The sequence below is a fragment of the Bariatricus sp. HCP28S3_D3 genome (assembly GCF_052065755.1).
Classification (GTDB): domain Bacteria; phylum Bacillota; class Clostridia; order Lachnospirales; family Lachnospiraceae; genus Allocoprococcus.
In genome coordinates this window covers 45,344-65,301 of record NZ_JBQHTK010000011.1, presented here as the reverse complement: position 1 = coordinate 65,301, position 19,958 = coordinate 45,344, and the positions used below count along the sequence as shown (strand labels likewise).

Annotated in this window: 17 protein-coding genes; 14 read left to right on the top strand and 3 right to left on the bottom strand. The window is 42.0% G+C overall.

The window, feature by feature from the left end; genetic code table 11:
* Window positions 1-891 (bottom strand): LysR family transcriptional regulator, encoded by an 891-nt coding sequence (locus ACTNB3_RS09095; RefSeq protein ID WP_441025171.1) that lies wholly within the window; start codon window positions 889-891, stop codon window positions 1-3.
* Window positions 892-1,152: 261 nt separating this feature from the next.
* Here ACTNB3_RS09095 and ACTNB3_RS09090 point away from each other — a divergent pair, with 261 nt between their 5' ends.
* The 5 genes from ACTNB3_RS09090 to ACTNB3_RS09070 all read left to right on the top strand — a co-directional run bounded on the left by ACTNB3_RS09090 (window position 1,153) and on the right by ACTNB3_RS09070 (window position 7,017).
* A complete protein-coding gene (locus ACTNB3_RS09090; protein ID WP_441025170.1) occupies window positions 1,153-2,418 on the top strand; it encodes an SLC13 family permease in 1,266 nt (421 codons plus the stop codon).
* A gap of 42 nt (window positions 2,419-2,460) precedes the next feature.
* Window positions 2,461-3,360, top strand: coding sequence for a L(+)-tartrate dehydratase subunit alpha (gene ttdA / locus ACTNB3_RS09085; protein WP_441025168.1), 900 nt, complete (start codon window positions 2,461-2,463; stop codon window positions 3,358-3,360).
* A complete protein-coding gene (gene ttdB, locus ACTNB3_RS09080) occupies window positions 3,360-3,986 on the top strand; it encodes a L(+)-tartrate dehydratase subunit beta (RefSeq protein ID WP_441025167.1) in 627 nt (208 codons plus the stop codon). The genes ttdA and ttdB overlap by 1 nt, the downstream gene beginning before the upstream one ends.
* 257 nt (window positions 3,987-4,243) lie before the next feature.
* Complete coding sequence (locus tag ACTNB3_RS09075) at window positions 4,244-5,671, top strand: amino acid permease (protein ID WP_441025166.1); 1,428 nt, start codon at window positions 4,244-4,246, stop codon at window positions 5,669-5,671.
* A 32-nt stretch (window positions 5,672-5,703) separates the two neighbouring features.
* On the top strand, window positions 5,704-7,017 hold the full coding sequence (locus tag ACTNB3_RS09070; RefSeq protein ID WP_427820901.1) for a M18 family aminopeptidase: 1,314 nt from the start codon (window positions 5,704-5,706) through the stop codon (window positions 7,015-7,017).
* Between the two features lie 142 nt (window positions 7,018-7,159).
* Here ACTNB3_RS09070 and ACTNB3_RS09065 read toward each other — a convergent pair whose 3' ends face one another.
* Both ACTNB3_RS09065 and ACTNB3_RS09060 read right to left on the bottom strand, forming a co-directional pair.
* A complete protein-coding gene (locus ACTNB3_RS09065) occupies window positions 7,160-7,378 on the bottom strand; it encodes a hypothetical protein (RefSeq protein WP_427819254.1) in 219 nt (72 codons plus the stop codon).
* A gap of 90 nt (window positions 7,379-7,468) precedes the next feature.
* Window positions 7,469-8,062 carry a transposase gene (locus ACTNB3_RS09060; protein WP_441025181.1) on the bottom strand — a complete coding sequence of 198 codons (594 nt, stop codon included), beginning with the start codon at window positions 8,060-8,062 and terminating at the stop codon, window positions 7,469-7,471.
* A 156-nt stretch (window positions 8,063-8,218) separates the two neighbouring features.
* Here ACTNB3_RS09060 and cysK point away from each other — a divergent pair, with 156 nt between their 5' ends.
* From cysK to ACTNB3_RS09015, 9 genes are all read left to right on the top strand, one after another.
* Window positions 8,219-9,151, top strand: a complete 933-nt coding sequence (cysK, locus tag ACTNB3_RS09055; protein ID WP_427820818.1) for a cysteine synthase A — start codon at window positions 8,219-8,221, stop codon at window positions 9,149-9,151.
* Window positions 9,152-9,331: 180 nt separating this feature from the next.
* Window positions 9,332-10,252, top strand: coding sequence for a LysR family transcriptional regulator (locus ACTNB3_RS09050; protein ID WP_427820819.1), 921 nt, complete (start codon window positions 9,332-9,334; stop codon window positions 10,250-10,252).
* A gap of 114 nt (window positions 10,253-10,366) precedes the next feature.
* Window positions 10,367-11,671: an O-acetylhomoserine aminocarboxypropyltransferase/cysteine synthase family protein gene (locus ACTNB3_RS09045; RefSeq protein ID WP_441025164.1), complete on the top strand. Its 1,305-nt coding sequence runs from the start codon at window positions 10,367-10,369 to the stop codon at window positions 11,669-11,671.
* Between the two features lie 561 nt (window positions 11,672-12,232).
* Window positions 12,233-13,390, top strand: coding sequence for a MalY/PatB family protein (locus tag ACTNB3_RS09040; protein ID WP_441025162.1), 1,158 nt, complete (start codon window positions 12,233-12,235; stop codon window positions 13,388-13,390).
* A gap of 150 nt (window positions 13,391-13,540) precedes the next feature.
* Entirely contained in the window at window positions 13,541-14,698 is a 1,158-nt protein-coding gene (locus ACTNB3_RS09035; protein ID WP_441025161.1) for a helix-turn-helix domain-containing protein, read from the top strand.
* Window positions 14,695-16,878 carry a double-cubane-cluster-containing anaerobic reductase gene (locus ACTNB3_RS09030; RefSeq protein WP_427806028.1) on the top strand — a complete coding sequence of 728 codons (2,184 nt, stop codon included), beginning with the start codon at window positions 14,695-14,697 and terminating at the stop codon, window positions 16,876-16,878. The genes ACTNB3_RS09035 and ACTNB3_RS09030 overlap by 4 nt, the downstream gene beginning before the upstream one ends.
* A gap of 272 nt (window positions 16,879-17,150) precedes the next feature.
* A complete protein-coding gene (locus ACTNB3_RS09025; protein WP_441025159.1) occupies window positions 17,151-18,371 on the top strand; it encodes a M20 metallopeptidase family protein in 1,221 nt (406 codons plus the stop codon).
* Window positions 18,359-19,021 carry an amino acid ABC transporter permease gene (locus tag ACTNB3_RS09020; RefSeq protein ID WP_427806026.1) on the top strand — a complete coding sequence of 221 codons (663 nt, stop codon included), beginning with the start codon at window positions 18,359-18,361 and terminating at the stop codon, window positions 19,019-19,021. Before ACTNB3_RS09025 ends, ACTNB3_RS09020 begins: the two co-directional genes overlap by 13 nt.
* Before the next feature lie 64 nt (window positions 19,022-19,085).
* The gene (locus tag ACTNB3_RS09015) at window positions 19,086-19,916 is read left to right on the top strand and encodes a transporter substrate-binding domain-containing protein (RefSeq protein ID WP_427806025.1); all 831 of its coding nucleotides are present in this window, start codon (window positions 19,086-19,088) and stop codon (window positions 19,914-19,916) included.
* Window positions 19,917-19,958: the final 42 nt, after the last annotated feature.

Here is a 19,958-nt window from a genome sequence, read left to right as displayed (position 1 = left end):
TTAAGACGGCGTGAAAAGTTCAGGATTCATTTCCTGTACAAAAGCAATATATTTTTCCACACTGTCGTTCACATATTTCCCTTTTTTCCACACCAACCCAATCTCCTGGCGGATAGCCGGGGCAACAGGGATACCGATCAGTCCCGGCAGATTTTTCATCAAAGAAGAATAGAGGAATGCTCCGCCCAGATGATTGCTGATAAAGTTCCGGATGGTAAAGAGCTGGCTGGCATGCATGATCACGTTTGGCTTGATTCCGGAACTTTCGAAGCGAGAATACAAAGTCGTATTTAAAACAGAGTCCGTATTATACAGGATCAGGTTTTCGTCTTTCAGCATTTCCAGAGAGACTTCTTTTTCCTTAGCCAGAGGATGTTCCGGAGACACACAGAATACGATCCTGTCGGACAGGAGCTGATAGGAATTCAGCTTATCGATCTCATAAAAATTCATATTTACAAGTGCAAGATCCAGCGTCTCGTCAAATACCATGTTGGCAGCACGGATTGAGCCATATTCGAACAGCTCCACCGGAATGGAAGGATATTCTTTTTGAAAAGAGATCAGCATGTCCGGATAGAAGACCGTGCTGAGAAGAGGCGGGATTCCGATTCGGATCGGGCTCACCTGCCTGCCGAGGTCATAGAGTTCCGAGGAGGTCTGATTGATGGTATCAAGCAGTTTGCTTGCTTTTTGATAGAAGATTTCGCCCTCTTTGGTTAGAGACATATGGTTCTTGGTTCGCGCAAACAGGCTGATAGAGAATTCCTTTTCCAATTCTTTGATTGCGTTTGAAATGGCGGGCTGGGTAACGTAAAGCTTCTGAGCAGCCTGCGTAATACTGTGATAGCGGCATACGGCGCAAAAGTATTCTAACTGGATGATCTTCATGGTATTTTCCTTTTCTGAAATTTTTTCGGGAAGCATTTTTAAGCAGAATCGATAAAAACAGAGCTGCTTTTTCTTTGGATTATACCATATCACAAGTAAAAATGCACAAAAATCCGCTCCACATTAAGCTTTTTTTATGGAGTTATAAGTATTCGTAAATGTACAAGCCGAAAATAATTTCCTATAATGAAATCGTAACAAGAAGTAATAAGAACGGCCGTCATATTACTCGATAAATGAATAAGGATTGGGGGAAAGCAAATGAGTCCATCTACAATTACGTTACTTTTTCTCCTGTTTGCAGTCGTAATGTTCGTGCTGGAAAAGATTCCGCTGGGTGTTACTTCGATGATCGTCTGTATCGGACTGGTCGTGACAGGAGTGCTGGATGTCAAAACAGCTTTTGCGGGATTTATTGACAGCAATGTTATATTATTTGTGGCAATGTTCATCGTCGGCGGTGCATTATTTGAGACCGGAATGGCAAATAAAATCGGTGGAATTGTAACAAAATTTGCAAAGACGGAGCGTATGCTGATCGTTGCGATCATGGTGATCGTGGGATTGATGAGCGGGGTTCTGTCCAACACGGGAACGGCAGCCGTACTGATTCCGGTGGTGATCGGAATCGCGGCAAAATCCGGATATAAAAGATCACGCTTACTGATGCCGCTTGTGTTTGCGGCGGCAATGGGAGGAAATCTCTCGCTGATCGGAGCACCCGGAAATCTGATCGCACAGAGTGCGCTGGAAGAACTGGGGCTTGGATTTGGATTTTTCGAATACGCTATCGTAGGTCTTCCGATTCTGATTGTAGGTATCCTTTTCTATGCAACGATCGGATATAAGCTTCTGCCAAGTCACGATGTACAAGATGACGGCGCATTTGATACACAGAAAGATTTCAGTGATGTGCCTGTATGGAAGCAGTGGTTATCATTAGTTATTCTGGTATTTACGCTTCTGGCAATGATTTTTGAAGACAAGATTGGAATCAAGCTTTGCATTTCTGGAGGAATCGGAGCACTGCTTCTTATCCTCACAGGAGTAATCTCAGAAAAGGATGCCTTGAAATCGATTGATCTTAAGACGATCTTCCTGTTTGGAGGTACCTTGTCTTTGGCATCAGCTCTTCAGAGTACAGGAGCAGGAGAATTGATCGCGGGCAAAGTGATCGGAGCATTAGGAGAGAATCCGTCACCGTACATTTTAACACTGGTCGTATTCCTGCTCTGCTGTATCATGACGAACTTTATGTCCAATACGGCAACAACAGCACTGATGGTTCCGATCTGCCTCTCCATTGCCCAGGGGATGGGAGCGGATCCGAGAGCTGTGCTGATGGCATGTGTGATCGGAGGATCCTGCGCATATGCGACACCGATCGGAATGCCGGCAAATACCATGGTGGTGGGAGCCGGAGGATATAAATTTATGGATTATGTGAAATCAGGTTTCCCACTGATCATCATTGCAACGGTTGTAAGTATGATCATTCTTCCGATTGCATTTCCATTCTTCCCATAAGAGAAGAAAGACTGAATTCAAATTTATAAGGAGTGAAAAAACATGGATAAAAAACAACAGGTAGAGCAGCTTACTACTTATATGGCAAATTTTGTGTCCTACATCGGTAAAGTGCTGCCGGATGATATTATTGCAAAGCTGGATGAACTTGCCGAGAAGGAAGACAGTCCGCTTTCGAAAGTCATTTACCAGACTATGAAAAAGAATCAGGTATTGGCAAAAGAACTGAACCGGCCGAGCTGCCAGGATACAGGTGTCCTGCAGTTCTGGGTAAAATGCGGAACCGCCTTTCCACTGATCGGAGAACTGGAAGCATTATTAAAAGAAGCTGTTGTGAAAGCAACGTTTGAAGCACCGCTTCGCCACAACAGTGTAGAGACATTTGACGAATACAATACCGGCAAAAATGTGGGAAAAGGAACGCCGACTGTATTCTGGGATATCGTTCCGGACAGCGATCAGTGTGAAATCTATGCCTACATGGCAGGAGGCGGATGTACCCTTCCGGGAAAAGCCATGGTTCTGATGCCGGGTGCAGGTTATGAGGGAGTCACCAAATTTGTTATGGATGTCATGATATCCTACGGACTCAATGCATGTCCGCCGCTTCTGGTGGGCGTAGGTGTTGCGACTTCTGTGGAAACCGCGGCGCTTCTTTCCAAGAAAGCATTGATGCGTCCACTTGGAAGCCACAATGAAAACGAACGTGCGGCATCCATGGAAAAACTGTTGGAAGACGGTATCAATGCGATTGGTCTCGGACCACAGGGCATGGGCGGAAAATATTCTGTTATGGGCGTTCACATTGAAAATACTGCAAGACATCCGTCCGCGATCGGTGTTGCTGTCAACGTGGGATGCTGGTCACACAGAAGAGGCCACATTATTTTCGATAAAGATCTTAACTATACAATCACGACACATTCGGGGGTGGAATTATAATGCTGGAAATGAAAGATGGAAAGAAAATCCTTACAACACCAATATCAGATGAGGATTTGGCAAATATCCATATTGGAGATATCGTATACTTAAACGGAAGTATGACAACATGCAGAGACGTTGCACACAGAAGACTGGTGGAAGCCGGAAGAGAACTCCCGGTTGATGTGAGAAACGCAGCTATTTTCCATGCAGGACCGATTATCCGTCCTCTGGAAAATGACAAATTCGAGATGGTATCCGTCGGGCCGACTACCAGTATGCGTATGGAGAAATTCGAGAAAGAATTCGTGGAAAAGACCGGTGTGAAGGTCATCATCGGAAAAGGAGGCATGGGACCGAATACCGAATACGCCTGCAAGAATTACAAAGCGATCCACTGTGTATTTCCTGCCGGAAATGCGGTAGTCGCGGCGACGGAAGTAGAAGAAATTGTGGATGCACAGTGGCGTGATCTGGGAATGCCGGAGACCTTATGGCACTGCCGCGTAAAGGAATTTGGGCCGCTCATCATGTCTATCGACACAGAAGGACGCAACCTGTTTGAAGAGAATAAAGTTATCTTCAACGAAAGAAAAGATAAAGCAATTGAAGAAATCTGCAAACATGTCAGCTTTATCAAATAATTTATGAAATCATATTAATACCAAATTTTTGCCTCTAAAGACCATACAACGAGCAAACTGCCATGCTTGTTGTATGGTATTTTTATACTATTGTTTGCATTAACAAGAAGCATGAAAGAATTTATATATTTGACACTTTGGTGGTCATTTTGTATAATATCATATTAGGATAGCGGTATATTTTGTGAGTATTAACGGAAATTGGGGTGACGAAAGCAAAATAAACGTTGTAAAAAAACAAAAGAGAGGTTTGACTTATGTCGGATAAGAAGAAAATCACGTGGCAGGCCCTGGCATTCATGGCCTTTTCCACAGTATGGGGATTTGGAAATGTAACGAATGGATTCGTGTATTTTAACGGAATCCAGGTAACTTTGAGCTGGATCCTGATGTTTGCGCTGTATTTTGTTCCATATGCGCTGATGGTAGGAGAACTGGGTTCAGCATTTAAAAATGAAGGCGGCGGTGTAAGTTCATGGCTGAATAAGACAATGGGGGCTAAGGTTGCTTATTATGCCGGATTTACATATTGGGCATGCCACATAACTTATATTGCAAGTAAAGGAAGCGGAAGTCTGAAGGCTCTGTCCTGGGCGATTTTCCGTAATGCGGAGACCTATGATTCTCTGCCGACACTGGGTGTACAGCTTGCGACACTTGCTGTATTCCTTCTGGGATGCTTTATTGCGAGCCGTGGACTTAATCCGCTGAAGAAGCTGCTTACGCTGGCGGGGACGACCATGTTTGTGATGTCACTGCTTTACATCGTGATGATGTTCGCAGCACCGGCGATCAATCCGGGAGCTACATTTGTATCCATGGATCTGAGCATGAAGAGCCTGATTCCGAACTTTAATGTGGCTTATTTCACATCCCTTTCCATTCTGGTATTTGCAGTAGGCGGATGTGAAAAAATTTCACCGTACGTTAATAAAGTGGAGAATCCGAGCAAAGGATTTCCGAAGGGAATGATTTCACTGGCGATTATGGTTGTTGTATGTGCGATTCTTGGTACCTTCGCAATGGGAATGATGTTTGACCCGGCTGTGATCAATGAGAGTACAGAATCCTTCAATTCATATGCGGCAAACGGTTCTTACTGGGCATTCCAGAAGCTGGGAGAGTACTGGCATGTGGGGGATTTCTTCCTGATCATTTATGCAATCTGTAATCTGATCAGCCAGTTTGCTATTCTGGTACTGAGCATTGACGCACCACTGCGTATGCTGCTTGATAATGAAGATACACGCCAGTTTATACCTTCCAAACTTCAGAAGAAGAATAAATATGGCGTATATAGCAATGGTATTCTCCTTGTTGCGATCCTGTCCGGAGCGATCATACTGATTCAGTCCGTTGTACCGGGAGCTGCTGCGGTACTTCAGCAGCTGACAAAACTGAATTCCGTATGTATGCCGCTGCGTTATTTATGGGTATTTGTTGCTTACCTTGCTCTGCGTAAGGCGTATGACAAGATTCCGGCGGAATACCGTTTCGTAAAGAATCAGGGCGTTGCCAAATTTTTCGGGGGATGGTGTTTCCTGATTACTGCAGCAAGCTGTATTCTGGGAATGTACTCCGATGATCTGTTTACATTTGCCTTAAATGTAATCACACCGGTCATTCTGACGGCACTCGGACTGATCATGCCGCAGATTGCAAAAAGAGAACAGAAAAAAGCATAAACAATAAGATAGAATATTGGAGGAAGTCGAATATGTATAAGAAAACAGCAGAAGATATGGTATCTTTTATCAAGAACAGTCCTACCGCATTCCATGCAGTGGATTCTATGAAGAAAATTCTGAATGAGGAAGGATATCAGGAGCTTCCTGAAGGAAAGCGCTGGGAGATCAGTCTGGGAGGAAAATATTATGTCACCCGGAACGATTCCAGTCTGATCGCGCTGAAAATCGGAACGGATCTGGAGAACTACAGCTTCAACATAGCGGCTTCCCACAGTGATTCGCCTACATTTAAAATCAAGGAAAACGAAGAACTGGAAGTCCGCGGAAAATATACCCAGCTGAATACAGAGGGGTATGGCGGGATGCTCTGTGCACCCTGGTTTGACCGTCCGCTTTCCGTTGCCGGAAGAGCAGTGGTAAAAGAAGGAGACAGCTTTGTGACCAGGCTCGTTAAAGTGGACCGGGATCTGGTGATGATTCCGAATGTGGCTATCCACATGAATCGAAAAATCAATGAGGGATTTGAATATAATAAACAGGTTGACATGCTGCCGCTTTTTGGCGGCGGCGAATGTCAAAAGGGCGATTTCAAAAAGCTGATCGCAGAAGAACTGAATGTAGGAGAGAATGATATTTACGGGATGGATCTTTATCTTTATAACCGTATGGAGCCGTCCATCTGGGGAGCGAAGGAAGAGTTCGTTTCCTGCCCGCAGCTCGATGATCTGCAATGCGCCTATACTTCTCTGCAGGGGTTCTTAAAAGGTGCAAATGAGAAATCAATCAATGTATTCGCCTGCTTCGATAACGAAGAAGTGGGTTCCGGAACCAAGCAGGGCGCCGGCTCGACATTTTTATTTGATGTTCTCCACCGGCTCAACCGTGGACTTGGCAAAGATGAGGATGCATTTTACTGCGCATTGGCTTCCAGCTTTATGCTGAGCTGTGATAACGCGCATGCCGTTCATCCGAACCACCCGGAGAAAACGGATACAGGTAATTGCGTTTATATGAATGAAGGAATCGTGGTCAAATCCCACGCCGGACAGAAATATACGAGTGATGCAGTCAGTGTTGCGGTGTTTAAAGGAATCTGTGAAAAGGCCGGAGTTCCGGTACAGTTTTTTGCAAACCGCTCGGATATGGCGGGAGGAAGCACACTTGGCAATATTGCGATGGCTCAGGTATCCATGAACAGTGTGGATATCGGATTGCCGCAGCTTTCCATGCATTCTCCGTATGAGACAGCGGGAATCAAGGACAGTTATTATATGATTCAGGCAACGGAGGAATTCTTTAACAGTCATATCGAAGCACAGGAAAATGGTGTTTTGGTTGAATAGGGGACGTTTCTTTTGCCACGATGCTGGGGTCAAAAGCCCTGGCATCGAACGTCCCTTTTTTGCTTTTTGTTGCTATTTATAAGTTTCTACCGTAGTTTTCGGTATATTTGGTGTCGATTGTAACTATACCCTTCCCATATTCTTATGCCAATAGAGGATTTTCTGCATAGTTCGAAGACCCTTTCACATAGTGAAAGAGTTTTCGAAAATTCAACGCTGCGATTTTACTTCCGAAAAAGAACCTTCCTCTTTGTTTTCCACGAGGAAGCTTTTCCAGATGATAGTTTCTTCGAAGAATTGAGGGAATCGTTTCTACTCCGTTTCGTATCCTGCGATACAGATTATATGTTTCACTAGACATTCTCTCCTCTAGTGCGAGGCGAATCAGGCTCTTTTTCTAGGTGTGTTTCCTGCCGGACACTTTATCACTTTTGTTTTTTCTTCGTCCATTTCAAATCCGGAAACATCTCGCCGATTCTTTTTGGCTGTCAATGCAGTAGGAAGTAGTTCGATGTTCTTTTATAAACTGTGAGTCTGAATGGATATTGGATTCATACTCATAGCTGGTTACAACAGAACCATTTTTCCCAACAGTTTCCTCTACATTAGCCACATAGCCGCGATATTCTTTCCCTGCTTTCCTTCGGTATGTAGCCTCAGGATCAGTTGGATTTAACAGCATGTTTGAATTAATCATCAAGGAATCCATTCGACGAATCTTGCCATCAAGCTCCATCATTTTGGCGATTTCTTTATTATAGTTTTGGATGGCAGCTTTGTATAAATCAACTCCGTGAGTTTGTTCATAATCATAACATCTACGGCGAAAACGGCTCAGTGTTTTATCACTCAGAGGCTGTTCAGTAAAGCTTGTAGTATGGAGTGCATACTGTAAACGTAAATCAAGCATAAGGCCTTCAACCAACTCATCGTCAGAGTAATCAAACAATTCTTTGATGATGCATGCTCCGATGATTACGTTAACAGGAGTGTTTGGCCGTGAAGCTTTATCACTATATAAAACAGCAAAAGGTTTTTCATCAATAGTAGTTATTTAATTAGTTGGAAATACCTTTTGACCCCAGCATCGTGGCAAAAGAAACGTCCCTAAAAAACACTTGACATATTCAGAAAGTAGGGATATAATTTAAAACATATTAAACATAGTTAATTAATAGGTTATGGAAGTGAGGAACGAGTTATGGCAAAGATTTATAAAGGAACACTTGGACTTATCGGGAACACTCCATTGGTGGAAGTAGCGAATGTAGAAAAAGAACTGGGGCTGGAAGCAACGCTTCTGGTGAAACTGGAATATTTTAACCCGGCAGGAAGCGTAAAGGACAGAATCGCAAAGGCAATGATTGAAGATGCCGAAGCGAAAGGCGAGTTAAAGGAAGGTTCTGTGATCATCGAACCTACATCAGGAAATACCGGAATCGGTCTTGCCTCTATTGCAGCGGCCAAAGGCTATCGTATTATTCTGACCATGCCGGAAACCATGAGTGTGGAGCGGAGAAATATTTTAAAGGCTTATGGAGCAGAATTGGTATTGACAGACGGTACAAAGGGAATGAAGGGTGCGATTGCAAAAGCAGAAGAACTGGCTAAGGAAATTCCGGGAAGCTTTATTCCTGGACAGTTTGTGAATCCTGCGAACCCAGCAATCCATAAAGCGACGACCGGACCGGAGGTATGGAATGATACAGACGGAAAAGTGGATTTCTTTGTGGCAGGGGTAGGAACTGGTGGAACATTGACCGGAACAGGTGAGTATCTGAAAGAACAGAATCCGGACGTAAAGATCGTGGCAGTTGAACCGGCAGGTTCTCCGGTACTATCAGAGGGTAAAGGCGGCCCGCATAAGATTCAGGGAATTGGCGCAGGCTTTGTTCCGGAAGTGTTGAATACAAAGATTTACGATGAGATTATTAAGGTGGAAAATGAGGATGCGTTTGCAGAGGCAAAACTGCTTGCGAAGAAGGAAGGCGTACTGGTCGGAATCTCATCCGGTGCTGCACTGCATGCGGCGATCGAACTGGCAAGACGTCCGGAGAATAAGGGTAAGACGATTGTGGCACTTCTGCCGGATACCGGTGACAGATATTATTCTACACCGTTATTTACGGAATAGTTGTGGAAAGCGGCGGATTTTTCCGCCACTTCTTTTGGGATTGATATTGTAAATAGAATCGACGGAACAGGCGTATTATCGCCAGATCCATCGATTTTATTTTGCTTTAGAAAACATGAAACCTATTTACACAGTAGGCAATTGATGATATGATGTCACAAAAAGGAGGCTGGGGAGCAAATGACACTGACACAGTTAAACTATCTCATCACAATAGCAGAAACAAAGTCGTTAAATAAAGCAGCGGAGCAGCTGTATGTATCTCAGCCGTCTCTGACCAATGCTATCAAAGAATTGGAAAAGGAACTGGGCATTACGTTATTCTATCGAAGCGGGAGAGGCGTTACCCTGACGAATGACGGGACGGAATTCCTGCTTTACGCAAAGCAGATATACGGACAGTATGAAAGCGTTTTGGAAAAATACGGGAAGGGCGGATCCTATAAAAAGAAGTTTGGCGTATCGACACAGCATTATTCTTTTGCAGTTAAAGCGTTTGTGGATATGGCGAAGGAATTCGATATGTCAAAATATGAATTTGCGCTTCGCGAAACGAAAACGATGGAAGTGATCAGTGATGTAAATACGATGAAGAGCGAGATCGGGATACTTTATCTCAGTGATTTCAACCGCAAAGCGATTGAAAAGTTATTGAAATCCTATGACCTTGAGTTTCACCATCTTGTAGACTGTCAGGCGTATGTGTATATCTGGAAGGATCATCCTCTGGCAAAAGAAGCATCCATTAGTTTTGCACAATTGAATGGTTACCCCTGCCTGTCTTTTGAACAGGGGGATAACAGTTCCTTCTATTTCGCAGAGGAAATCCTTTCCACAAATGAGTACTCGCAGGTTATTAAAGCGAATGACCGGGCGACGATGCTGAATCTTATGGTGGGGCTGAATGGATATACGCTTTGTTCCGGCATCATATGCGAGGAATTGAACGGAAATGATTTTGTGGCAGTTCCATTCCGGGATGATGCGCAGAACCCGAACAGTGTGATGGAGATAGGCTATATTGTTAAAAAAAATACGGTGCGGAGTAAGATGGGTGAACTGTATATAGAAAAATTGAAAGAATATCTGGTTATAGCTTAAAACTATAACTTGGTATTTTTTTTATATATTAGACAAAGGTAGCCTACTGTGTTAGTATGTATTCAACAAGAAAAACAAAGCAAAATCGAAATAAATGAATTGGAGGAAATAGAGATGGCAAATATTAAAGATTCTAAAAACTGGGGATTTGAGACAAGACAATTACATATCGGACAGGAACAGGCAGATCCGGTAACGGATGCAAGAGCAGTTCCGATCTACGCTACAACTTCTTATGTATTCCATAATTCACAGCATGCGGCTGATCGTTTTGGGCTTCGCGATGCGGGAAATATTTACGGAAGGCTTACCAACCCGACAGAGGATGTGTTTGAACAGCGTATCGCATCTCTGGAAGGCGGTGTTGCAGCACTTGCAGTTGCATCCGGTGCAGCAGCAATCGACTATACATTCCAGGCACTTGCAAAATCAGGAGAACACATCGTAGCTTCCAAGACTATTTATGGTGGAACCTACAACCTGCTTGCACATACATTGCCGCTTACCAATGGTGTTACCACAACATTTGTTGATCCGGAAGTAGAGGGTTCTTTCGAAGCAGCGATCCAGGAAAACACAAAAGCAATTTTCGTAGAGACTCTTGGAAATCCGAACTCTAATCTCGTCGATTTGGAAGAAGTGGCAAAGATTGCTCATAAGCATAACATTCCGCTTGTAGTAGACTCTACATTTGCAACCCCGTATCTGATTCGACCGATCGAGTATGGTGCTGATATCGTTGTTCATTCTGCAACCAAATTCATCGGTGGACATGGGACAGCCATCGGTGGTGTAATCATTGACAGCGGAAACTTCGACTGGAAAGCAGCAGGAAAATATCCGTGGATCTCTGATCCGAACCCGAGTTACCATGGCGTATCCTTTGCAGATGCAGTAGGTCCGGCAGCATTTGTAACATACATCCGTGCGGTCATCCTGCGTGATACCGGTGCAACCCTTTCTCCGTTCCACGCTTTCCTCTTCCTGCAGGGGCTGGAAACGCTGTCACTCCGTGTAGAGCGCCATGTGAGCAATGCGCTGAAGATTGTAGAATATCTTTCAAATCATCCGCAGGTAGAAGCAGTACATCATCCGTCACTGCCGACGGAACCAAGTTATGAATTATACAAGAAATATCTGCCAAACGGAGGAGGATCTATCTTTACATTTGAAATTAAAGGTGATGCGGCAACTGCGCAGAAATTTATTGATAACCTTGCCATTTTCTCATTGCTGGCAAATGTAGCAGATGTAAAATCACTTGTGATTCACCCGGCAACTACCACGCACAGTCAGTGCACGGAAGAAGAACTTCTGGATCAGGGAATCAAACCGAATACGATTCGTCTTTCTATCGGTATTGAGAAAGTAGAAGACTTGATCGCAGCACTTGATGCAGCTTTTGAGGCGGTAAAATAACGGAAATAGAAGCATACATTACAAGATGGAGTCGGCACTCCCTGGATATGGGAGGATGCCGGCTCCATTGTTCATGTCATAGAATTTGAAAAAGTTCTTCAAATTTATTTTTTGTGTGGTAGGGGACTATTATTTTGGAGAAGACTAATCGTTTGCAGTGCCTGCTCTAATTGCTTCTGGACCTCGATAAGCTCTTGCTCTTTTTCGCGTATCTCCTGATTTTTACCATGTATCTCTTACTTTATTTTCGTGTTACATTCGGGTTTTACATTGGAAGATTGCTCCATTTGTGAATATACCGACTATCCATGACGGATAAGAGAAGTGGAAGTCTCAGAAGGAAACTTCCAGAATGAAAACGTCATAGCGTAGCGGGGAATAAAAGGCAAGGAAATATTGATTTCTATTATAGAAAAAATCAATAAAACTCCATGATGTATAGAAAATGTGCAAAACATACAAATAAAACAACAAGTTTAGAGAATCTATCCGATGAAATATTTTTTTAGGACTTTATAATCTAAAGTGGTATAGTTTATGAAAAGTTCTTAGGAGGTAATTATGGATATTCAATATGTAGACAGAAGAGGAACAGATTGTAATAAATGGGACGGTCAGCAAAACATGTTTGGTGAAGAAGGACTTCATGCAATGTGGGTTGCTGATATGGATTTTAAAGTGGCAGATTGTGTACAGGAGGCTCTTCATAAATATGTGGATCTCGGAGTTTTTGGATATATGCGAGTCCCTGACAGTTATTATCAGGCATGTATAGATTGGGAACATGAGAATCATGGATATAAGATGGAGAAAGAATGGATTCGGTTTTCACCGGGGGTTGTATCGGCATTCAATTGGATCATACAGTTTATGACAGAAAAAGGAGATGCGGTCATTGTTACGACACCGGTGTATTATCCTTTCCTTCATGCGGTTACAAATAATGAAAGAAAATTGGTGACTTCAGATTTAATCAATGATCATGGAAACTACAGTATTGATTTTCTGGATTTTGAGAAGAAGATTATTGAAAATAATGTAAAACTATTTATTTTATGTTCACCGCATAACCCGGTTGGTCGTGTCTGGAAAAAGGAAGAATTAAGACAGCTCCTTGATATTTGCAAAAAGCATCATGTATTTGTTATATCAGATGAGATTCATCAGGATCTTGTTTATGGAAAAAATGAACATGTGCCATCATTGCTTGCAGGGGATTATGAGGATATGATGATTATGATTATTGCGCCTTCTAAAACATTTAATCTTGCAGGAGCACAGAATTCTGAGGTGATTATTCCGAATCAAACACTGCGCGATAAGTGGGATAAATATGTGAAGGGAATTCGAGTACTGGGAGGTAATGCATTTGGCTATATTGCGGCAGAAGCCGCATATCGTGGTGGAAAAGAATGGCTGGAACAGGTTAAAAAACAGATTCAGGATAATTATCAGTATTTGAAAGATACTTTTGCAGAAAGATTGCCGGATGCGGTTGTTTCACCGTTGGAGGGAACTTATCTTACCTGGATTGATCTAAGTGCTTATGTAGCTGGCAGTGATATGAGAGAATTTATGCAGAAAAAATGCCGGATGGCGGTAGATTATGGTGCTTGGTTTGGAGGAGACAGATTCTCCGGATTCATTCGGATCAATCTGGCGACATCTTTGGATAATGTTAAAACGGGTGTTGAGGCTATATGCAGTAATCTTGTGTAAAAAGACTTTAGCATTCATTATCATGTACAGCGGAAATATTGGAAAATTGAGATTTTGTTGTTGAAGTTTCGAAAGCATGATAAACTATGCATAGTGGATTACTATGTTTAGAATAATGAGCGATTAATAATGAGTTCTGGGAGTGATATTGTGGGGAAGATTGATGTAAATGCATGTTATAAAATTGCTTTTGATGCCTTGGCAAAAAATTTAAATTTGGATCAGGTTGTAGAGAAAATCAGAGATGATATACATGCATCGATTATGGTCGTAGAATACACTGGTAAAATCGTGTGCTATGCCAGCGGGGGATATCAAAGAAAGGCTGTCGGAATCAAGAAAAGCTGGATTACAACAGCGATGTATGATCATGCCATGCGTGGAAGAATTCCTGATACGGATTATTATGAGCTCCCGGGGTGCATGGCTGTAATTAAAAAAATAGAAAATAAAGAATGCCATTTGGGGTATTGCATTATTATCTTCAATGATAAATATGCAAAAGAGGATTATTCGGAAATAACAGATATGCTTCGAAATGTAGTGGCAAACTATTGGATGAACCGTGAAGTATATCCGGATGAAAGTGTTTCTTTTCGCAAAAGGCTGGTGAACCACGATATATTTTGCGGAGCAAAATCAGAACTTTGTTATCTCGCACGTGAAATAAAGGGAAACTATATTATGGCTTGTTTCTCTGGGAAACAAAACAAGTATTCTCTTCCAATGACACAGGAAATATGGGAACGCTCTTATGGGAGAATGGACAATAAGTTGTTTTGGGTTCTATTTTATGATATTAGAGACAAAAAGGACGAAGAGATTCTTTTAAATAAAATTAAGGAAACGAAGGAAGCATGCTGTGTAAGCTCCATATTTCGAGAAATAGAGCAGTGTGAAAAGAAAGTAAAATGGCTTCATAGAATGAATGAAATCAAAGAATATAACAAAGTAGAAGAAATCATGCTTGAAGGGGAATGGTATGCGCATACAATCTATACCTATGCATGGACGCTCTTAAAAAATAAGGGATTAAGAGATTATTCTGTAGAGATTCTTAAGAAAGAAGATGAAGAGAAAAATACAGATTTGTATGAAACTTTGAAAATGTATTATTTGTGCGGAAATAATATTGCTGAAACAGCTTCTAGGATGTATGTTCACCGTAATACGCTGGTCTACCGATTAAGAAAGATACGTGAATTGATCGGTTCAGACATAGATGATATGGAACAATCAGGGGAACTGCTGGCTTTGATGATGATGAATGATTTAGAACGGATTATGGATGGAGGAACGAGGGAATGAAGCTGGTTCAGGATTTGCCGGAAATATTTGAAGAATTTGGAGAGCAGAGAAGGCGTTCGTTTCTCGAAGTGAAGGAATATAAAGAAAAGGGAATCCCGGTGGTGGGAATGTACTGCGCATATTTTCCTACGGAACTTGCTTTAGCGATCGGCGCAATACCAGTAGGGCTATGTTCGTTTGCGAACGAAACAGTTCCGGCTGCAGAGCGTAAGCTTCCGAAGAGCATGTGCCCGCTTGTTAAATCAAGTTATGGATTTGCCGTGGAGGATAAATGCCCGTTTTTTCATTTTGCTGATCTTGTAATCGGGGAAACAACCTGTGACGGTAAGAAGAAGATGTACGAGATGATGGCGGAATTCAAGCCTGTTTTTGTTATGGAACTGCCTAATTCTCAATCACAGAAATCTATGGAATTCTGGAAGCAGGAGATTATACGTACGAAAGAATATCTTGAAGAATTCTTTCAGGTGATCATAACAGATGAGAAAATGAAAGCGGCGATCCATTTAGGAAATCGCATCCGGAAATCTTTGCTTAGGCTTTGTGAAGTTATGAAACTGGAACCGGCACCGGTATTGGGAGGTGATATCCAGAAAATTGTTTCCGGGTCCAAATACAGATTTGATTTTGAAACAACACCGGAAGTTGTAGATCAGATTACAGATCAGATATTAGAAGAATATTATCAGGGAACGATGCTCGAACCAAGACCAAGAATATTGATTACAGGTTGTCCGATTGGCGGGGACTCTCTAAAAGTAATCCGGGCAATTGAGGATCATGGCGGAGTCGTTGTTGCGTTGGAGAATTGCAGCGGAGTAAAAACGCTGGATCGAATGATCGATGAAGAAGATCCTGACATTTATGGGGCAATTGCGAGAAGATATTTATCGACAGGATGTTCAATCATGACTCCAAATGATAACCGCATAGAATTAATTGGGCGGATTATTGATGAATATCATGTGGACGGTGTGGTAGAGATGATTTTGACGGGCTGCCATGCTACGGGAGCTGAGTCGGCATATATCAATCAATTTGTGACTGAGGAAAAGAATATTCCATATATGGCCATTGATACGGATTATTCAAAAAGTGATGAAGGGCAGATTATTACAAGAATGTCTGCGTTTATGGAATTGATTGCAGATCAGAAAGCAGGGGATGCTCGAATAGATATTAATTATTGCTACAAATTGATATTCCCCGGATTTTCAGAAGATGGAGAAAACTGGGAAAAGGATCTTAACAGATTGTTCGAATATACGAGAATGCCTGTTAAGATTTTGGATCATAAAGGTCAGACGGTAGCAAGTATTGGACTGGAGGAAGGTAAGAAAAATCCGGAATATTGGACCGAGTATGAATTGCCGGAGAAGTCAGGCTCCTGTGTTGTGTTTTACCAGGAAAAATGTTTAAAGGAAAAAGCAGGGCAGGTTGCGAAAATTATCAGTGATTATTGCGCAATGAAAAAGCTGTTTTTGATTCCATCGAATAGAGAAGCCAGTGATTATATGATGGAAAAACCGGATTTCATGTGGGTGATTTTTTATGGAGAAGATGATCTGGATGTTTTGGAAAAAGAATTACAGGATCATTATTCAATTATAGAGAGTCATAGACAGGATAATAAAGCTGTGTATTTGCTATCGGAGATAGAAGGGAAGGGAGACAGAGATCGATTTATACAGGATTACAGGAATATTTTTGCACGGTTAAATACAGACACAAAGCTTATGGTTGGAAATGGGTTTGTATCATTATCCCAAAAAGAGGAAAACATGGAAATGATTCAGACTACATTGAAAATTGGGGAAGAATTTAGTCCGGAAAAAAATATTTACCTGATTGAAGAATACTATCAGGAATTGTCAGTATATTATATGGCACAAGAAATAGATGAAATGGATGATCGCATTGAAGAATTGGAAGTGATTAAGGAAGAAGATCGTAAAAAAAATTCGAATCTTTATGAAACATTATATTACTACCTTTTCTTTAAACAAAACTCTATGTATGCAGCAGCAAGGCTGAGAATCCATCGGAATACACTTCTTCACAGAGTAGCACAAATCAATGAGCTTATACATCTGGATGATATGGAGTGTTTGAAAAGACAGCGGATTCTTATGGTGATGCAGCTGGAACGTATAAAAGCAAAAAAACGCAAAAAATTATAAAAGGAAAACGTGACTGGCAGATGGATGATCAGTCACGTTTTTTGCTTTTCATGTATCAAAAACTCATAGATAAAATCAATAAATAGTCCTATAAATAGAAAATGTGCAGCTTTGTAAAAAATGATAAAGAGATTCGTTCTTTTTGTACGATGAAAACAAAAGCAAGGACTAGTAATATAAAACTGTTAAAAAATAGTATATGAAAAAAAAGAGATTAAGTAAGTGTGTAAGATGCAAAAAAGTTCATTTTGTATGCTTCGGGTAGGAGATATATGAGGGAGAAAATAAAGAAAATTGCAAAAGAGCGAGAGGCGGAATTGATACAGATTCGTCGTACTCTTCATCAGCATCCGGAACTAGCATTGCAGGAAGTGGAAACGGCAAGACTACTTGCAGACAATCTGAGAAAGCTTCCCGGGATTACCGTGTATGAACATATGGCAGAGGGGACCGGGGTAGTAGGGATTCTGAAAGGAAGCAAAGGGCCGGGAAAATGTGTCATGTTACGTGCAGATATAGATGCACTTCCGATTGAAGAACAGACAGATACGGAATTTAAGTCCAAAAATCCCGGGAAAATGCACGCTTGTGGACACGATGCGCATGCCACCTGGATCTTAGGAGCTGCGATGATTTTGAGTCAGCTTCGGGATGAATTCTGCGGAACGGTTAAATTTGTATTTCAACCGGGAGAGGAATGCGGAAAAGGGGCGATGGCTCTGATCGAAAAGGATCAGATTCTTGAGAATCCAAAAGTAGATGCCGTATTTGCTGCTCATGCATGGCCGACTGTTCGGGCAGGAAAAATCGGAATAGCAGAAAAATATGCGTTTGGATGTCCGGGAGGATTTTCATTAAAGATAATCGGGAAAGGCGGACATGGATCCTGGCCGTATGAATGTATCAATCCCATTACAATTGCAGTTCAGATTTGTTCTGCACTTCAGGCTGTCGTTGCGGAGAATCTTGATTCCACAGAACCCCGCGTCATTTCAATCGGCTCCATCCATGCAGGAGACGCGGGAAATATTATTCCGGATGAGTGTATCGTGCGCGGTACATTTCGGGCAACAGAAATGGAGATCATGGAGCAGATAGCCACGAAGATTGAGCGGGTTGTTGATGGAATTACTGCGGTGCACGGCGCAAAATATGAGCTGGATGTTTTTATTGGCGGTGAGGCGGTGAAAAATGATCCGGCAATGATTGCACTGTCTAAAAAGAGTGCGGAAGAGATTCTGGGTGAAGGCAACTGTTATATCATTGATAAAAAGCATCTGGGAGGGGAAAATTTTGCGGAATACAGCAGCCGTGTTCCGGGATGCTATATGTTTGTCGGTATTGCGAACGATCAGACAGAAGGAAGATTCGGGTTACACAGTCCGATCTTTGAAATCGACGAGGAGGTTCTGGCGCCTGCGTCGGCTGTGTTTGCCAATATTGTTTTAAACTATTTTAATCAAGAAACTGAGGTGGAAAAATGTTTAAATTAAGTTATTTTCTGGAAGTGCTTCCGATTATTGCAAGAAAGGTGAATGTTACCTTTGAATTGACGATTGTATCAACCATATTTGCACTGTTGATCGGTGTGGTTGTTGCAATTATCAATTATTATAAGGTGAAGGGGCTGCATCAGCTTACCAGAGTCTATGTTTCTGTCATGCGGGGAACACCAATCGTGGCTCAGCTCTACTTCTTTTATTATGGACTGGCACTTTATAGTGCGGTAATTCGCGATATGACACCGCTTGTAGCTGTGGCGGTTGTTATGAGTTTTAACATGGGTGCTTTTATGTCAGAGAGTATTCGAGGCGCATTACTTTCTGTTGATGAAGGACAGAAAGAGGCGGCGTATTCACTTGGAATGACGAATTTCCAGCTGATCACCCGAATCATTATTCCGCAGGCAGTCAGAGTGGCGCTTCCGCCGTTGTTTAATGATGTGATCAATCTGATCAAAATGACATCGCTTGCATTTATGCTCGGCGTGCCGGATATTATGGGAGCCGCAAAGATTGAAGGAGCAAAGACATTCCGGTATTTTGAAATTTATGCGGCAGTTATGCTGATTTACTGGGTAATCATTTTTCTTCTGGGACTGGTACATAAGGTTCTGGAGAAGAAATGTGCGAATATGTATTAAACATCGGTCTTCAATGGGCAGCCATTTGAGATATATTTTATTATTAACAGGAGGATAAGAAGTTATGAAAAAAAGAATTTTGGCAGCAATGCTTGCAGCGGTAATGGTAGTAGCTGTTGCAGCAGGATGCGGAAAAAGCTCAGACTCAAAAACTGACGCATCAGGAGATGCAGAATCAAAGGATGAGGCAAGAAAAGTAGTGCTTGTAACATCCGGAGCAGGTGAACCGTACAGTCTTCTTGCAGATGACGGCACATGGACAGGTATTGACGCAGAGATGTGGGCAGAAATCGAAAAACGTACAGGTTGGGAAGTGGAAGTAAAACAGGCAGCTTTCGATTCAATCTGGGGAGAACTGGATACCAATCGTGCAGACGTAGCAGCAAACTGCTGGGCTGTAAAACCGGAAAGAACAGAAAAATACTATGCATCTATCCCGTATTATGGAGATGCTCAGTGTATTATCGTGCCGGAATCAAACACAGACATCAATACATTTGACGATTTAAAAGGCAAAAAAGTAGGCTGCACAAACGGTCAGGCAGCTCAGACGATTATTGAGCAGATGTCAGGAGAAATTGGATTTGAAGTTGTTCTTTATGAAGACAGTACCGTTGGTATGAACGACTTGAATCTTGGACGAGTTGATGCATATGCAAATACTACAACAAATGTAAATAACTTTATGCACTATAATGACACCATCAAATTCCGTTTCCTGGATGAGGATCTTACAGCAAATAACGTAGCATACTTTATCCAGAAAACAGATGAAGGAAAAGAGCTCTGCGACGAGTTGAATAAAGTCCTTCAGGAAATGCTTGATGACGGAACAGTAGCAAAGATCACAGAAAAGTGGATGTTTGCCGATATGACACAGTTAATTCAGAAATAATATAAAACAGGAAGATTGAGAAAAGTATGGGAACAGAAAAGC

What these genes read in the sequence shown, in the direction of transcription:
- ACTNB3_RS09095 (WP_441025171.1), bottom strand. Translation starts at nt 891, where the DNA reads ATGAAGATCATCCAGTTAGAATACTTTTGCGCCGTATGCCGCTATCAC.
- ACTNB3_RS09090 (WP_441025170.1), top strand. Translation starts at nt 1,153, where the DNA reads ATGAGTCCATCTACAATTACGTTACTTTTTCTCCTGTTTGCAGTCGTA.
- ttdA (WP_441025168.1), top strand. Translation starts at nt 2,461, where the DNA reads ATGGATAAAAAACAACAGGTAGAGCAGCTTACTACTTATATGGCAAAT.
- ttdB (WP_441025167.1), top strand. Translation starts at nt 3,360, where the DNA reads ATGCTGGAAATGAAAGATGGAAAGAAAATCCTTACAACACCAATATCA.
- ACTNB3_RS09075 (WP_441025166.1), top strand. Translation starts at nt 4,244, where the DNA reads ATGTCGGATAAGAAGAAAATCACGTGGCAGGCCCTGGCATTCATGGCC.
- ACTNB3_RS09070 (WP_427820901.1), top strand. Translation starts at nt 5,704, where the DNA reads ATGTATAAGAAAACAGCAGAAGATATGGTATCTTTTATCAAGAACAGT.
- ACTNB3_RS09065 (WP_427819254.1), bottom strand. Translation starts at nt 7,378, where the DNA reads ATGTCTAGTGAAACATATAATCTGTATCGCAGGATACGAAACGGAGTA.
- cysK (WP_427820818.1), top strand. Translation starts at nt 8,219, where the DNA reads ATGGCAAAGATTTATAAAGGAACACTTGGACTTATCGGGAACACTCCA.
- ACTNB3_RS09050 (WP_427820819.1), top strand. Translation starts at nt 9,332, where the DNA reads ATGACACTGACACAGTTAAACTATCTCATCACAATAGCAGAAACAAAG.
- ACTNB3_RS09045 (WP_441025164.1), top strand. Translation starts at nt 10,367, where the DNA reads ATGGCAAATATTAAAGATTCTAAAAACTGGGGATTTGAGACAAGACAA.
- ACTNB3_RS09040 (WP_441025162.1), top strand. Translation starts at nt 12,233, where the DNA reads ATGGATATTCAATATGTAGACAGAAGAGGAACAGATTGTAATAAATGG.
- ACTNB3_RS09030 (WP_427806028.1), top strand. Translation starts at nt 14,695, where the DNA reads ATGAAGCTGGTTCAGGATTTGCCGGAAATATTTGAAGAATTTGGAGAG.
- ACTNB3_RS09025 (WP_441025159.1), top strand. Translation starts at nt 17,151, where the DNA reads ATGAGGGAGAAAATAAAGAAAATTGCAAAAGAGCGAGAGGCGGAATTG.
- ACTNB3_RS09020 (WP_427806026.1), top strand. Translation starts at nt 18,359, where the DNA reads ATGTTTAAATTAAGTTATTTTCTGGAAGTGCTTCCGATTATTGCAAGA.
- ACTNB3_RS09015 (WP_427806025.1), top strand. Translation starts at nt 19,086, where the DNA reads ATGAAAAAAAGAATTTTGGCAGCAATGCTTGCAGCGGTAATGGTAGTA.